The sequence below is a fragment of the Mycoplasmopsis columbinasalis genome, assembly GCF_900660705.1.
GTDB classification, from domain to species: Bacteria; Bacillota_I; Bacilli_A; order Mycoplasmatales; family Metamycoplasmataceae; genus Mycoplasmopsis; species Mycoplasmopsis columbinasalis.
In genome coordinates this window covers 589,747-605,512 of record NZ_LR215043.1, presented here as the reverse complement: position 1 = coordinate 605,512, position 15,766 = coordinate 589,747, and the positions used below count along the sequence as shown (strand labels likewise).

Annotated in this window: 11 protein-coding genes; 10 read left to right on the top strand and 1 reads right to left on the bottom strand. The window is 29.7% G+C overall.

The window, feature by feature from the left end; translation table 4 throughout:
* The first annotated feature begins 67 nt into the window (after window positions 1–67).
* From EXC55_RS02445 to EXC55_RS02410, 9 genes are all read left to right on the top strand, one after another.
* Window positions 68–736, top strand: coding sequence for a DUF402 domain-containing protein (locus EXC55_RS02445; RefSeq protein WP_129623091.1), 669 nt, complete (start codon window positions 68–70; stop codon window positions 734–736).
* A 167-nt stretch (window positions 737–903) separates the two neighbouring features.
* A complete protein-coding gene (locus tag EXC55_RS02440; protein WP_129623090.1) occupies window positions 904–2,286 on the top strand; it encodes an MAG3960 family lipoprotein in 1,383 nt (460 codons plus the stop codon).
* Window positions 2,287–2,301: 15 nt separating this feature from the next.
* On the top strand, window positions 2,302–2,769 hold the full coding sequence (locus EXC55_RS02435; RefSeq protein WP_129623089.1) for a single-stranded DNA-binding protein: 468 nt from the start codon (window positions 2,302–2,304) through the stop codon (window positions 2,767–2,769).
* Window positions 2,770–3,102 (top strand): Mbov_0395 family pilin-like conjugal transfer protein, encoded by a 333-nt coding sequence (locus tag EXC55_RS02430; protein ID WP_129623088.1) that lies wholly within the window; start codon window positions 2,770–2,772, stop codon window positions 3,100–3,102.
* A gap of 4 nt (window positions 3,103–3,106) precedes the next feature.
* On the top strand, window positions 3,107–4,765 hold the full coding sequence (locus EXC55_RS02425) for an Mbov_0396 family ICE element transmembrane protein (protein ID WP_129623087.1): 1,659 nt from the start codon (window positions 3,107–3,109) through the stop codon (window positions 4,763–4,765).
* Window position 4,766: 1 nt separating this feature from the next.
* Window positions 4,767–5,477, top strand: a complete 711-nt coding sequence (locus tag EXC55_RS03345) for a hypothetical protein (protein WP_223211679.1) — start codon at window positions 4,767–4,769, stop codon at window positions 5,475–5,477.
* A gap of 3 nt (window positions 5,478–5,480) precedes the next feature.
* On the top strand, window positions 5,481–7,592 hold the full coding sequence (locus EXC55_RS02420) for an Mbov_0397 family ICE element conjugal transfer ATPase (RefSeq protein WP_408634042.1): 2,112 nt from the start codon (window positions 5,481–5,483) through the stop codon (window positions 7,590–7,592).
* A gap of 7 nt (window positions 7,593–7,599) precedes the next feature.
* A complete protein-coding gene (locus EXC55_RS02415; RefSeq protein WP_129623086.1) occupies window positions 7,600–11,271 on the top strand; it encodes an Mbov_0399 family ICE element protein in 3,672 nt (1,223 codons plus the stop codon).
* Entirely contained in the window at window positions 11,220–11,729 is a 510-nt protein-coding gene (locus tag EXC55_RS02410) for a hypothetical protein (RefSeq protein WP_129623085.1), read from the top strand. Before EXC55_RS02415 ends, EXC55_RS02410 begins: the two co-directional genes overlap by 52 nt.
* A 93-nt stretch (window positions 11,730–11,822) precedes the next feature.
* On the opposite strand, the gene EXC55_RS02405 is transcribed toward EXC55_RS02410, so the two are convergent.
* Window positions 11,823–13,361 carry a lipoprotein 17-related variable surface protein gene (locus EXC55_RS02405; protein ID WP_129623084.1) on the bottom strand — a complete coding sequence of 513 codons (1,539 nt, stop codon included), beginning with the start codon at window positions 13,359–13,361 and terminating at the stop codon, window positions 11,823–11,825.
* A 244-nt stretch (window positions 13,362–13,605) separates the two neighbouring features.
* Here EXC55_RS02405 and EXC55_RS02400 point away from each other — a divergent pair, with 244 nt between their 5' ends.
* Complete coding sequence (locus EXC55_RS02400; RefSeq protein ID WP_129623083.1) at window positions 13,606–15,762, top strand: helix-hairpin-helix domain-containing protein; 2,157 nt, start codon at window positions 13,606–13,608, stop codon at window positions 15,760–15,762.
* The last annotated feature ends 4 nt before the right edge of the window (window positions 15,763–15,766 follow it).

The following is a 15,766-nucleotide window of genomic DNA, read 5'->3' as shown; positions in this document are numbered from 1 at the left end:
TTGCTTTTAGGCAAAATGTTTTTTCATACTAACTTTTAAATTGCATTTAATATAATAGAACTGCGTTATGAACAAGCATGAACACAGCACGACCGTGCCGGCAGTGCAACCAAAAACACGTAATCAAACGCCACGGCAAGGTCAAATTATTAATGTGCAAGCTTATAAATATGATGGTCTGCTTTATCGCCAGTGAAATGGTGTTAAAGTCTTACGCAATACCGATGACCACTATGTCTTATTTATGTACCGCACAAAGATTGCTGAAGCCCACAAACGTAATTGACTTTATCTTGACCCTGTGCTTTGGTTTCTTCCTAAACAAGAAATGGCTAATGCGTTAGTCTTACTTAAGAGAAACCAAAAATATATCTATACTAACATTGCTTCAGCACCACTTTTTGAAGATAATACACTCAAATTTATTGACTTCGACATTGATATTAAAAAGTATCCGGGCAAACAACTCGAAATCATTGATGGTGAAGAATTTGTGGAGAACACAAAAAAATATTGCTATCCTCCCGCTTTACTTAAACTCCTAAGCAAGGCACTTGACCAAGTAATCAAACACAATGTGAATAACGAATATTATTACAATGATTTAGTGATTGATTATTACGTTGAATTAGCTAAGAAAGATAAATTGTTTCCCCTACAACATAAACATCACGCGCAACGTCGTGTCAAAACGATTAGAAAACGAGATTATAAAGTTAAAAAACGTTGGTGATAAACACTCGCAAGGGTGTTTTTTTATTTCCCGAAAACTTCCCATTTCACAAGTTCTCGCATTTTTTAGTTTTCAATAAGTGCGTAACAAGATACGCAGAAAGAATTTAGAACAAAACATTGATGCAAGTGATCCGGAAAATTAATAAATGGTGAAGTAAACTCTGATTAATGCTAGTGTGCTTATGCACATTTGTTTTTAGCTCGTGTGAAATCAGAACTCTAAAACAAGATTTAACCGAAAAAGTAACTTCCTCACTCACAGACACATTAAATCACAACATCAACTTTTGACCTCAAACTAAAAAAACTTTCGAACCACAAACACCGCAAAATAGTCTTTTTGAAATGAACAACTTTTATTTTCCCGGTAGTGTGACTTATGCAAATAAACAAATTAAATTTGTTGCTGAAGATCACTTTGACAACATAAAAATTACTAGTGATGATTTGTTACAAACTACAGTTAAGCTAAATACAAAGTTGCCAACAGCAAAAGATTATGACATCCCTGATATTACAAAAGTTGAACTTCCTACTTTTGTGTATTTTTCGCAATTTGTACAAAAAATTGACGAATTTACTGGCATTAAAACGAATCAATTAACAAATCATCAACGAAGAAATGTTTTCCGGAATTTACGAAATTTGTTGGCACAAAACACTTTTATCCAAGCATTGGAACAAAAATCAGGTTTTGCTAGTCAAAAAGTAGAACTTTGAAAACAAAATTTTGCTCAGCACATCATTGACACAACTGCTGAGTTCAAAAGTTTTGGCAGACTTAAGTCAGCACAGCACGCAAAAAGAACAATTTTTGATTTTGAAGAGATTACTGCATACGAACAAGATGCACCGCAATTTGAGTTAGATCCAAAACTAAAAACGTGAAGTCAGCTTTGACGAATTAATCAAAACTTCATTTTTGAAAATAGACATCTTTCTCCTTATTATCTTTTTCATTTTAACTTTGTCAATAGTTTTGATCACAAAAAATACGCGCTTGAACCTGATGTTGTAGACTATCTTATTGCTAATTTTTTAGCTATGTGAAAACTGGAAGTTTTGCAACTGAAAATTTTGTCTACTTACATCAAATTTGTTAATTTATTTTACGACTACAACGTCAAAACTGACTCAACGTTTATATCTTATTCACAATTCCAAATTATTCAAGATTTAGCTCGATTTGCGCTTGAATATCTCAATGGGCAAAACCTGCTAAATTTTTCAATAAAACTTGATAACAAGACAATAGCTGTACAAATTTTTCCAGGTGGCAAGCATTATCGTTATGAGACTGACTTTAGAAATTTTTACATTTGGGTTTGAAATTTAACAAAAAATTGCATCATTCCGTTTTTAACGCTTAAGTTCAACAGTGTTGCTGAACAAATGTTTAAAAACTTTCCTATTGTTCAATCAAATATTGTTCTTGAATGAATTTTGAAAACTACTAATTTAAAAAACAATGGCACATTCTGACAAACAAATGCTGAATTTAATAAACAAAACGAATTATTAAGACAACAGTTTTATGCCAAGTTGAATTAAAAGAAAGGAGCTTTTATGAATAAAGTATTACTAACAGGAAAAATTGTATCAGACAAATTTTATGAAACCACATATAACAAAGGCACTGTTCTTAAATTTATTTTAAATGTTGCAAATAATTACTATTTAAAAAATAATAACAATGTTGAAATCACATTATTTGGTAATTTAGCAAATAGATTTAAAGCCAAAGCAATAGAAAACGATGAAATAGAGGTTTTAGCAGGACTTAAGTCCACAAGTTATGTTAACGCAGACAATGTACGAAAATATTTTTATGAAATTGTTGCTAAGGACATAATTTTTTCAAAAGATCACATTCCAAATAAATATTCACTTAAACAAGAAGAAAATCTGCCAAAAGAGAACGTGAACCTATTAAAAAATGAAACAAATTCAACTAATGAAACTGTGACAGTTGAATCTAATTTCAAGCTGCCAAGTCTTGATGAAACTGTGGCTCAAGAAAGTGAGAGTAAGTAAATGCGTGCATATGCTTTAGCGTCATCAGTTGCTAAAGAACAAGCAATTAAAACAAACATCAATGCAATTTTTTCTAAAACTCAAGAATATATCAATATTGTTTTAGGTTCGATTGCAGGCGTGCTTGTTGTTGTAATCGCAATTATTGCGGCTTGAGCTTTCTTTAAAGCAGGAAAAACAGATAGCGAAGAAGAAAGACAAGGACAACTTCGAAAAATTAAATGAATTGGTATCTTCTTTATTGCCGTCATTATAATTTGAGCAATTTCACCAGCCGTAATTGCATTATTACAATCCACTTGAGGTGTAAGTACCCCAAAACCAACGAGGTAGTTAAGTGTTTGAGTGACTTTTAAAATTGCTTGGCAACACCATTGCATCTTTGTTAAACACAATGTTTCAAGATGCAATACTAAAAGTCGGTTATAGCACTTTTATGATTGGTTACATTCCGTTAGTGTTAATTCCTTTAATCTTAATTGGTTTTATCGTCGCAGCGTTCAAAATTGTTGCAATTGGTTTACCACAATATTTGTTATTTGGAATTGATCTTAACGGAAAATTTAGTTTTGAAAATCTGCCATCAATGTTCAAACGATTAACGGTAGTAGCTTTGCTAGTGTTTGTGGTTTTATTTCTTTTCAGTGCGGTACGTTTGCATTTTTACAACGAATTAAAGGAACAAAATCCGATTAAGATAGCACTGAAAAATTCTGTTTTTGCCACGGTTTGAATTCTGGCGTTGCCTATTTCAATTTATCTATTGAATATTTTGGTGTCATTACTTTTAAATCTCGTGCTGGCAAAACAAGAATTTAACACGAGCGCATTAATTTTTAACACTTTGTATGATAAAAACGCGTTAACAACGCATATTTCTGCTGAAAATTGAACACTTTTTCAAAATAATAACTACCAAATACCTATTAGTGGATACGCATCGCTTCCTGATGGGGAAGCCATCAAACTTGTTTTTTTAGGTGGTTTAATTGCAATTCCAAGTTTTGTAATTTTGTTAAAGGGACTTCTAACCTTAGTTCAAAAAACATTTCAACTTTTCTTTTTATTCATTATTGCTCCATTTGTTGCTTCTAGCGCAATTGGCGATGATGCAAACAAGTTAAAAAGATGACAAAGAATGTTTCTTACAAAGACATTAGTAATCACAGCTTTTTTGCTAGGGTTCGAAATTTACTTTTCATTTGCAAACCTTTCTTACACTTGAATCAACAAAAGTTATTCAAATGACTTTTGACTCCGTTATGCTTTGGCGTGAGGTTTAATTGTTGGCGGACTTAAAGCGACAACAATGTTAAATGCTGAAGTTGCCTTACTACTAAACGAACATTCGAAAATAAAATCGACAATTTTTGAAACAAAAACCGTTTTTAGTAATGCTTGAAGTATGGGTTTTAAACATTGAAACGATGACCAAGATAACTTTAGTATACAATCACAAACTAAAATAAATGCAAGCGATGAAAATAGTAAAACTAATAAGTGAACCGCACGTTTTAACAGAAATAATTTAAAAACATTCAGACAACCACTGTCTCTTGCTAATAATTCAGTCATAAAACAATTTGTTAATACTGAAAATCAAAAAGTAATTTCAAATGTTAATAGATATCAACTTTTAGTTGAAAGATTAAAAAACAATAGTCCTCAAACCAAACAAATCATTAATTTAAAACAAATTACCAAAACAAATCAGACAACAAATTACGCGAATGAAAACAAAGAATCGGCAGCAAAATTTGTGGAACTTATGAATAGGCAAAAAGATTTAAATACGCTGCTTCAAAATAAAATCTCTAGCAAAAAAGAGTTTAAGAAAAAAGAAGCACATGAGAGTAGAGAAGCAGAAAAAACTTTTGCGCATATTTTTGCCAAAAACATTAATCAAGCAAAAATTGTTCAAAAAACTTTAGAAAAACTCCAACATAAAACTTTGCAAAATAACTCTAAGGATTCATCAACAGTTTTAAAGGAATAAGATGTTACAACCAAAAAATATAAAAAAGACCAAAAGTAAAATTTTTAAGAACTTAACAATTTTAGACTTTGTTATTTTGCTGGTAATTGTCATTTTTTCTTTACTTGTTCCTACTTCACTTGTGCCAAAAACTGCTCCTGTTTACCTGAAACCTTTGCTAATGGCTCTTCTTTTTGGTGTAAGTAGTATTTTGCTAATTAAAATAAAAAAATACGACCAAAGAGTTTATATGTTTCTTTTTAGAATGCTTTGTTATTCAGCTAAAAGAAAGTCTTTTGGTTCCATAAAAAATCCAACTGAAACATTAATTCCTTATGCTGAAATTCTTGAAAACACTTTCGTAAAGACGAAAGCACTAAAAGGCGGAACTAGATACTTTTCTGTTATCAAATTTAAAGGCAAAATCCCCTGAAGTGAAGAAAAAGCAGATCAAATTTCATTCTTGAACAAATTCATTGAAATTTTAGACGGCACGAGATTGCAAATTTCTTTTATAAGGCAACGAGAGTTACGTGATTATTCGAAAAATTTTTTAAATTTGCAACTGCATAAAAACCAGAAATTTGACTATTTAGAACAAAAAAATAGTTCATTGGAAGTTATGCAGAATTACACAAAACTTTATGAAGAAAAATTTGCGGACTTCGATACTTTAGATAGTCAATTTTACGTAGACACTTACTATCTTGTAATTTATGAAAAAAGTATTTAAGAGTTAATAAAAACAATTGAATACATAAACGGAAACTTACAAATGATGGATTGTGATCCTGAATTATTAAGTGAAATGAAATTACTAAAATTTCTCGCGAAGTTGAATAATGTTGAATTAGATAAAGAGTTAGCACAAAAATACCTTGAACAACAAAATAAAGTTGATAATTCTCAACTTACTCGTAAAACCACTTCAAATCAGAACTTACATATTCACAGGGATCCAATTCTTAAAATTAAAAATTTTTTTACACACAAAAATGAAAAAAATATCAACCAAGAAAAGCCGTCATTTACAAATAAAATCAAATTAGAAACTTTACTTAAACCCAAAAAAGTTATCTTCAAAAGCAATTACTTCATTAAAGATGATAATTATTATTCAATTCAAACAGTGAGTGAGTTGCCAATTAAATTAAGCGATGGGTGAGCCTATGATTTATTTCAAAATGAAAATCAAATTGTTTGAAATTTAGGAGCTTACACAGTCGAAGCACAAGCATATCTCTTAGATAAAAGCACGAAGGCAACTATTGACAATAGTTTCTTAATCCGTTCCAAATATAATCGTAAAAGTTCATCTTTACAGCTTGAGTCGATAGAATATTTAGAAAACCAACTTCAAGTAGATGGAAATGTTTTATTTGATAGTCATTTTATGATCATTAACAAAGCGAATTCCTTAAGAGAATTAAGACAAAATGAAAATAAAATGTTACTCAACTGCAAAAAAGCTAAAATTCAACTCAACTTTTTACCTTTTAGACAATTCGAAGCGTATGCACAAAGTTGTTTAATAACAACAAACAATTTAAACGAACCAATACAAATGAGTTCGCACAATGTTGCGTATGGTTGACCATTCGAAAACGAAAGTCAAAACGATGGTAACACTTCTATAATTGGCACAACAATGAATACTGCTGAGCCAATTATTGTTGACCGTTTTTATAAAAAGAGTCAAAGAAGAACAAATTACAATTGATTCACTGTTGGGTCAAGTGGAAAAGGGAAAAGTACTCAAAAGTCAAAACAGATTATTGATTTACTTGCCGAAAATACTAATGTTTACATAATCGATTTACAAAATGAATATAAAGATATTGGCAAAAAATTTGGAGCAACACTTATTGATTTAGGCGCCGGCGTGCAAACTTGCATTAATCCGCTACAAGTCCAAATTCAATTTTTAGAAGATGAAAAAATTAGTCCCAAATTAATTATTAACAAACATATGCAATGATTAGAAGGTTTTTTTAAATTAGTCAATCCACAATTTACTATTGATCATTTAATCATAATTTTAAAATGCGTAAAGGCTTTATATGACAAAAATGGTGTTTACAAAGTAACAAATGTTGATGACTTGCAACATTTAAAATATCCAATCATTTCAGACCTTATTTCTGAATTAAAAAACTACACTTATATTGATGATTTCGAAAAACAACGTAAACAAATAATGGTCGCAGATATTACTGACCAATTAGAATTTCTTTTCGAACACAACGGTAAATATCAATACATTTACAATAACTCTACAAATATTGATTTAGATAATGAATTTATTATTTTTAACACAAAAGAATTAATGAGTGCTTCAAAAGAAAATGGCAGTGTGGGCACATATGTTTTACTTTCACTTCTCCAAAATCTTATTTACAACAATTATGTTAAAGATCCGAACAAAAATACAGTTATTTTTATTGATGAATTACATCAATATATAGATGTTGACAATCCTATCACTTTAAATTTCATTTATAAAATGACGAAAACGGTGAGAAAGTTTAATTGCGGAATGGATTTAACAACACAAAGTCCTTCTGACTTTCTTGGTTCTAGTCACATTTCGAAAAAAGCAGAAAGCATTTTGCAAAACTGTCAATATTCAACTATTTTTGGATTGAAACAAAAAGATTTAGAAGCAGTTGAAAAAATGTATGAATTTTCAGGCGGATTAAACTCATCAACAATCAGATTTTTAAGTGATGGAAATATCGGTAATTCATTAATTAGTTTACATCTTTATTCAAAATTAAAAATAGACACTTACTACAACAACTTTGAAAAATCTTTATTTTTTAAAAAGGGAGATTTCAAAGAAATATAAGGCAAATATGAAAAAAATTAAATTTAAGAAAATTATTTGACCATTGATAGCTACTGCATTAATACCCGCAACCGTTTGTACAACTGTGAATTCAACTAAACAAAATAAACAAATAATGAACTTTAAATCACAGGCAATGTACTCAAGGCCATATTATTCACCAATTGAAACTGATACTTTAGCTGGCGGTATTTGATACGGTAGTCCTTTAAGAAAAAGTAAATATGAATTTCCAGAGCAATGAAAAGAAAAAATGTTAGATTTAAATAATCATGAATACATTGAAACTAAGAATTTTAATAACATTAGCGTCATTGCACAAATGGATAATAAAACAAGAAAAATAGTACTTTATTTTGCGCCTTATTATTCGCCAGTTTGATCAGTGTACCAATCACTGACAGTTGATACTTGACGAGAAGTAAGCAACAAATGAAATGGTTCGGCAGAATTTGAATTCACCATTACAGCAAATAAAGTAACTGACAAAGTTAAGTATCATCAGTTATACAAATTGTGTACTTTGATTAATAAAAATTTATTATTTTTCAATAACGACGTGATTTCAATTAAAATTAATCGACTTGTTGAAAAAAGAAATCTGGATGGAACAAGATATAACTGATTCTGATTATCCAAAAATGGCGCCGAAGAAAGTACTAATGTAAGAATTAAAACATACAATATTTATCCAAACAAACAAAACCCAAACGCAAAATACGAATGAGAATGAAATAAGTTTTATCAAAGTTCTAAATTAGAACGAATTGTTATTGAAAGTGACACCGGTGGAGATTTATATACTCCAGTAAGTGCTGGTTCGGCATTAAGTAGTAATCAAACAAAACTTGAACAATATTTAGATAAAATAAACCGCGAATTAGGTAACAATTTAAAGTTAACTTATACGAAAGAAAGCGGTTCAGTAATTGATTTATATTTAAGAATAAAATCAACTGGCCAAAGTAGTAAGTTATACAACAATTTGCAAATAGAATTCGCGACATCTGATAACTATAACAAACGAGAATTAGGCAAAAGGTTAATAATACAAAAAAATAAAATTCCTGCTAACCCAACAAATTCTTATCACACCGGACTAATCGATGATATTGAAACCAAAATTGTAAATTATGAAGGAATTAGAGAAGGCGAAATACAAAACGGAGAAGTTTTTGATATTACATCAAAATTTTTTGCACCTGTAAAAATAATTTTTAACACCACAAATGCCGAAAACGAATATATGCTTGTCAACGGAAAAAAGATTGAAGTATATAACAAACAATTTGAAGCTGTTTTAACTGACAATAGACAACATACAGCAGATAATGAGCGAATTTGAAACGAAAACATTGTCGATCGAACGCAAATTCAAACCATTTTTAATTCACACAAAAGAAACGAATACCTTGTAGAATTAATTCAAGTTGACCCAAACAATAAGAAACTTATTTTGAAACATTACAAAAAGATTTTTGTTATTGATTCATTGAATCCAAAGATAGATTTCAAATGATATGGTTGAGATCCGGATAGAAATTCAAATCAAAAAGCATTAATTGAAGAATTTATCAAAAATGATGATGGCAGTTTAAAAGTTGACCAAAACGGACAAAATATACGTAATCCGTTATACGATCCGTTAATAAATAAAGAAACAGGTACAAAAAAAGAATTAGTATTGATTAATTTTGATAAGTTTCAAAATGGGCAAATGTTAAAAAATACAGATACCAAATTTTCATATGAAACTTTTAAAGCAGCTGTGCCAAGTTTGGAAACGTTTTATAAAAATACAAAACTCCCTGCAAAGACAAATTGAATTTTACCTTCAAGTAATACCTCAAACTACGTAATTGCTGAAGCCATCGTTTTAAATAAAGGGGGACTTAAAAAATTCCCAAATAAGCAAAAATATCTTATTTTTAAATTAGCAAAAGACCAAAATGATTCGTTGTTTTTCAAACCAATTAATACCGCAAATCCGGTCAAATGATACGAAGAACAAATAATTAATAATTCAGATAACAATGATCTAGAAAATGATTTCTTTTCTTCTCCAGGTTTGTGACTTTTTGCAAGCAAAGATACTAATAAAATTTCTTCTTTTAAATTAGTTTATATAGTAAACGAACAAAACTCAAATAAATTATTTACAGAAATTTATAAAGAATCTAACAACGTAATTTCTCCTTTGTTTTCTACTATTGAAGGACAAAAATTTTACAATTTTTTGCGTGATGAATTGGGACACACAAAAGATGATATTACTAAATTTTCATATGAACAAATTTTGGAATTTTATAAATTGTACGTATACAGCAAAAATTTAAAATGGGAAAACAAAAACATTTCTATAATAACGCCTATTATTAATAAAGAAGAACTTAATAATAAATTTACTAAAAGTCAATTTCAACATGACTACGTGGATGCAGCGAATGGCTTTCAAATTTTTGCAAATAATTTTCTTTTAGACTTTCCATATAAATCGTATGCAAAAGTTCAAAAAATAAAACTTGCTCAAGATACTAATGAAAGAAATTTTGTTGAAGTTAATTTTGTATTAGATACCGTAAAACAAAATTATTATTTAAGTTCTAATGTTGTGCGATTCCCAATTTTATTTAAACCAGAACCTTTGATTGAAACAGATCAACCTCAAGAACATACAACAAGTACTGAAAACGAACCCATTTTTCCAGTTGAAGATTTACCGAAACCAATAGAATTGGTTCTAAATCATCAATATTTTATTGACCAAGCTCATTTGTTGAGCAAAGATAAATTTAAAGAAAAAATTCTTGAAGAAAAGCAGCTTTGATTTTTAAATTCAGACAATGACCTATTTCAAAAAATTGATTTTAATTTAACAGAAAACGATAATAACTTCAAAATCAGTGCAAAGTTTAAAGATGAAAAAAATATGACGCAATATTATTTTTCACCAACTAATGAATTTATTATTAATATTTCAGAATTTGGAACAGCTCGAACTATCGAAGAAAAAACTGAAATAGATGAAAATCCTGAAAACGAAGATAAAAAGCAAGCAATAAGTATTTCAGTATTTGAAAACATATCAATTCCGTCAATTAATTTAAATGGACTTGATGAACCTGAAAAAATAATTGAATATCTTAAAACTAGCGTAAAAGAATTTATGGAAAATTTAGTTGAAGGTGAAGATTATGTTTTTAAAAATATTGATGAAGTAGCTGTTTCGCTAAGTAAACCACAAAAATATAATAATAGCGATGTACAACCTAAAGTCGAAAAATTAATAATCTCAGCTGCTGATGGAAGAATAGGACTATTAGAAGTTGAAATAATAAATTTTGTAAAAAATATATTTAAAGACACCATTGACTTAAGCAATCTAGAGTTCGAAGAATTAAATGTTGAAGCCACAACTAAAGAAGTGTTAAAAAACACCATTTTAAACAAAATAAAACGTGAATTAAAGAAAGAAAATATTGTTCTTGACGATGATGTTTATATTTCTAATTTAGAGCAGGGCGTTAATAAATTGAACGTAGGCAATGGAGAAGTTTTTTCATTCGAAATTTTGCCTTTAAACAAGAAGATAATAAATAGCGCCAATATAAACATAAAAATACTGTTGTGAGAACTTTTGATGAGAAAACAGATCAAAATAATGATTCTCATCTGATAGATTTGAGCGAAGTAAAAAATAAAGTTTTTAAATTTAAAGAATATACATTGTCTGCATTAAAAGAAAAAATTGTTAAAAATATAAATGATTTTTTAAAAGATGAATATGACCTGCAAGTTGGCCAACATTACACGTTAAAAACAGATGAAATAGCTCAAATTTTGCAAGCAAATAACTCATCAAATAACGAGATTCAAAGCGGCGAAATATATATTTATCCTATTACAAATGTAAGTAAAAATCAAGCAAAAATTACTTATTTTAATGAAATTGATGAACAAGCGGAAAATGATATTGAAGTAGCACCTAAAACCAACAAATTGGAAAACGAGATAAAACAAGAACAAAAAAATAAAATCTTGAAAATTGCCTTGCCTATTGGTATTGTCTCCGCTTTAAGTCTTGCTGCTTTAGCTTGATTTATTAAAATCAGATATTTTAGAAAAGGTATTAAGTAAAAACATAAAAAATAGAAGTGTAAAACTTCTATTTTTTGTAACACTGCTGCTCTTTGGTGTTTTCTAAATTGAAACTATAAATTAATTTAAAAATTATTCAGTTGTCTCTGCTGTTTTAAAACCAGTAGATACTTCAAAGAATTTGGAAATTTTTGTTTTTTGGTTGGCTTTTAATGTAACTGTCACTTTAATTTTAACTGCATTAGGTGGCACATCTTTTTGATCTTCAACTTTTTCATAAGAAAGGTCATAAATATTATTTGAAACTGTATTTAATTCTACAAATTCTGGAGCATCCATATTTTTATCGTGTTCAGGATTTGCAACAAGGAGTTTGAATTTAGCTTCAGTATAATCTGAGTCAACTATATGAGCTATATCACTTGCTTCGCCAGCGTATTCAACTTTTGTTGTTGATGCATCAAGAGCATCTTTAATCTTTGCAGTTTCAGGATCAAGAGCAAAACCAGAAACTTCAAGTTCAATTGCTTTTGAGTTTTGCGAATTTTTAGTTAAGTTTAATGAAACATACAAGATACCAAGGTTATTGTCAGCTTTAACAAAAGCAAATTTTTCTTTTACATCTGTTCTCAATTCACTTAATGTTTTTCCGGTTTGACTAGAATCACTTTTTTCAACATAAACTGTTTTAAATTTTTGACTAAATGATTCAAAACCGTTGACTAGCGAGCTTGCTGTCGGTCTGTTGCTTTGATTTACTCAGTCGGGATTTTCTGCTTCTCAGTCAATAGTAGTTTTCGGCTGATAAGTATCTAAAATACTATTCAAGTCTTTCACAATTAAATCTGCTGACTCAACTGGATCTGAAGTATCTTTTTTAAAACCACTAACTTGTTTAATTTCTGAGGTTAATTGTTGATTTTTGTAAGTTACTTTGACTAAAACATTGAGTATACCTTCTGAGTTATTAAAGCTATTTTCTAAATTTTGAGAATCTTGTAAAAGGAATGAAACATCACTTACTTCAGGATAAACATCATTAATTCGTTTCATTTGTTGGTTTGCACTTGGCACATTTAAGACGAATTTATCTTTATAACTGTCAAAATTACTTGCCACTGTTTGAGCGGTTAAAGTTTGTGCTAAGGCTGAATCGGTGAATATAACTTCTGCACCGAGGAAAATTTTATCTTCATCAATATTTGTAACTTTTTGAAAACCTTCACCAGAAATTTCTCTTGATTCTTTTATTTCTTTGTCATTAACTTTTTGTGTAACAGTTGCAAGCAAAGTTAATCTTCCTAAAGTATCATCATAAGAAAGCGCTTTATTACTTAGAGGCGTAAATTTAACTTCAATATTTTTTTCCTCACCAGAAAAATAAGATTTTAAGTCCACATTCTCAGCACCATTTTTAATAAAAAAACCTAATTTGCTTTTATGTTCATCAAAATTGTTCACAATTTCGCTTGGTTTTGGCATTGATGCATCTGGATTTGCGGCATCATAAAGTAAAACAGCTCCATTATTATTAACAATTTTCTTTAGTTTTTGTTGCGCTTCTTGTAATAAACCATCTTCGCTAGAACAAGAAATTGCAGTTAAAGAAGTTGCTAGTGTGGCAAAACTAACAAATGAACCAAAAATAAGTTTTTTCTTTCCTAATTTCATATCTCCTCCAAGAGCCGATAAGAACTACATATTATTTAATAATATTAACATTATATATTAGTATATTAAAAGAAAAATAGATGTAAATTGCTCAAAAATAAATAGAAAATACAATGAATAACGCCATATGATTATTTTCTTTGTAACTGAGTTGCTGTTGAGTTACAGTAAAAATAATCTACAGCTGTTTTGATTATGACAATATATAATTAAGCAACTTTATTAGTCCCAAGGAGGGAACGATTTGAATATTTCAATCACTAATGTTGCAACAAAACTAGAACTTAAAGAGTCGCAAGTGGAAGTAGTATTAAACTTACTAGCCGAAGGGGCGACTGTGCCTTTTATCGCTCGCTATCGTCAAGGTGTAACTGGCGGGCTAGATGAAGAAATTATTCAGGAAATTAATTCTTTATATGTTTATGACGTTGAATTAAACAAAAGAAAAGAAGCCATTCTTAATATTTTGGCAGAAAATAAACTTTTAACCCCTGAATTAGAAGCAAAAATTAACGAAGCTCAAACTAAAGCTGAAGTTGAAAATATTTATGAACCATTCAAAATTGGTAAAAAAACCAAAGCTACAGATGCTATTGCCTTAGGACTTGAACCGCTTGCAAAAAGAATTTTTGAAGAAACTGATCCTAACTTCAATCCTTATAAAGAAGCAGAATTATATTTAAATGAAAAAGTTCCTAATGTTGAATTTGCACTGGAACAAGCCAATTACATCATTAGCCAATGAATTTCACAAGATGTTGACACCAGGGCTTTCGTCAAAAAAGAAATTTATAATTTTGGCAATATTGAAACAAAATTAAAAAAAGGTGCTGAAGTAGATGATCCTAAAGAAATCTTTAAGATTTATTATGATCATAAAGAAAGAATTGCGTATGTACCAAACCATCGAGCGCTTGCAATGAGTCGAGGCGAAGACAAAAAAATTATTTCTTACTCGTTGACTTTCAATTTAAATAGAATTTCTTACGAACTAAACAATAAATATTTTAAAAACAAACGCACTGGCAAATTAATTACTGCTGCCATTAATGATGCGCTTTCAAGATTAATTTTGCCTTCAATTGAAAGAGAAATTAAAAGTGACTTGTTTGAAAGAGCACAAACTGAAGCCATTAAAATTTTTGCGCGCAACGTTGAAACTATGCTGCTTTGACCAGCTGTTAAGAATAAAAAAGTACTCGCTATTGACCCTGCATTTGTTAACGGTTGTAAAATCGCTGTCTTGGATGCCAACGGAAATTTACTTGAAAAAGCTGTTATGTATCCAAATGAACCATTAAAACAAACTGTAAAAGCAACTATTTTAATGAATAAGTTACTCGATAAATATCAGAGTGACATTATTGTTATTGGTAATGGTACTGCTTCAAGAGAAACCGAAGAATTTGTTGCTTCGATTATTAGGGAAAGAAAAACCAAAAATCCTAACGAAGAAATTAAATATGCTGTGGTGAGTGAAATTGGAGCTAGTGTTTATTCAGCTAGTGAAATTGCAATCAAAGAATTCCCTGAGTTATCTGTTGAAGAAAGATCAGCAATTAACATTGGCCGTCGTTTCCAAGATCCACTTAATGAATTAGTTAAAATTGATCCAAAATCAATTGGAGTTGGTCAGTATCAACATGATGTTAACCAAAAAGAATTAAACCAAGCTTTAACTTTCAAAGTAGATAAAGTTGTTAACTTAGTTGGAGTGGATGTAAATAGTGCCACTGAAGAAATTCTTAAATATGTGTCTGGTCTTAACAAAAAAGTGGCCGGTGCCATTGTTGCTTTTAGAACAGAAAATGGTTCATTCCAAAATCGTGAGCAACTAAAAAAAGTAAAAGGTTTGGGCGCTAAAGCTTATGAACAAGCTGTTGGTTTTTTAAGAATTCATGATTCAAAAACATTCTTTGACCGCACAGCAATTCACCCCGAAAGTTACGAATTAGCCTACAAAATAGTGGAAAAATTTAATCTAGATTTTGATTCAATTGATCGTGAATTATTATTAAAGCAAGATCCAGAAAAACTTGCGCACGAATTTAATTCGAACAAATATGATATTCAACAAATTTTAGATGCTTTAATGAACCCAACTAAAGACATCAGAAGTGAAAAAGAGGGGTATAAGTTAAAAGATAATTTAGTTAACATCAACGATTTACAAGTTGGAATGATTGTTGATGGTAGTGTCTTAAACATTACTGATTTCGCTTTGTTTGTTTATATTGGTCTCAAGGAGTCAGCTTTTGTCCACAAGTCGAAAGTGCTAACTGCGCAAGGAGCAGAAATTGGTTCGCTCTATGAACACTTTAGTATTGGGGACAACATTAAACTAGAAATTATTGAAATTGATGTTGAAAAAGGTAAAGTTAAAGGTAAGATTCAATTGTAAAAAA